Here is a 1,058-nt window from a genome sequence, read left to right on the forward strand (position 1 = left end):
CCATCTCCCCATCTCCCCCTCTCCCCATCTCCCCATCTCCCCCTCTCCCCATCCCCCCATCTCCCTATCTCCCCATCTCCCTATCTCCCCATCTCCCCATCTCCCCATCTCCCCATCTCCCCATCTCCCTATCTCCCTATCCAACCAATCTACTCTCTTTGAATGCAACTCGGTATCAATCTTCTCGGAGTGGTGTACCATCCCATGGGCAATATTTCCACGATACATGGGCAGGTTTACCACCAGGACATACTCTTGGAACAAAGAGGGAATTCAGGGGAAAGTTTATCAAAGCAATATTTGACGATTCTTCTGGAATACCCATATCAATTTTTAATTCTCCAGCTTCAATATTTGACGGTTCTTCTGGAATACCCATATCAATTTTTAATTCTCCAGCTTCATAAGGGGACACAATCGGATTCCCAAAAATATCAACGTTTTTATAGGTAAAAAACCACATTCCTTCGCCAAATTCTCCCGCAAATTTCGAGAAAAATGGTTTGAATACTCCTACAAAATTACTAATATCAGCAGTTTTCGGTACTGGCACTAATTCTCTAGGTATGCCCTTAGAATTAGTATAGGTAACTTTTAGTCCTCTCTGGGCTTCAATCTCAGAGGAAAATGTAGTAACACCAAAAGGATTCATCTTTGCTTTTACCACTGCAATTAACACTACTGGTTGTGGAGGTAAGCCATAGGCTTCCGGTAATAAATACCATGCCATTTTTAGTGAATCACCATTGCTTTTTATCCCCATTGTCTCTTTGGTCAATTCTTGGGTAGGGATTGATTCAATCGGGCGACGCTCCAGAGCATTTATGGGAGTAGTATATAACCCCATAAGTGTGAATAATGCAAGTATCAAATTCGTATTATTAAGCTTCTTCATTCTATATTTGCTCCATAGAAAAGGGTTACTCTAAACGGGTGCATCTCATTTTTACGGTTTGATCCGGTGGTGCGTTACGGGACGGGCTGTCTCAACACTGGGAAAGATTTGGAAAATCAGGGCTAGCCCCTCCCTAACGCACCCTACGCCATTTCTCTTCTTT

Annotated in this window: 1 protein-coding gene; it reads right to left on the bottom strand. The window is 43.0% G+C overall.

Going from position 1 to position 1,058, the window contains the following annotated elements; all coding sequences use genetic code 11:
* Nucleotides 1-175: 175 nt before the first annotated feature.
* Nucleotides 176-895 (bottom strand): hypothetical protein, encoded by a 720-nt coding sequence (locus F6J99_RS45295; protein ID WP_293124058.1) that lies wholly within the window; start codon nt 893-895, stop codon nt 176-178.
* Nucleotides 896-1,058 lie beyond the last annotated feature (163 nt).

The sequence above is a fragment of the Moorena sp. SIO4G3 genome, assembly GCF_010692305.1.
GTDB classification, from domain to species: domain Bacteria; phylum Cyanobacteriota; class Cyanobacteriia; order Cyanobacteriales; family Coleofasciculaceae; genus Moorena; species Moorena producens_A.

Coding starts and splice junctions, on each gene's coding strand:
- F6J99_RS45295 (WP_293124058.1), bottom strand. CDS start 895: ATGAAGAAGCTTAATAATACGAATTTGATACTTGCATTATTCACACTT.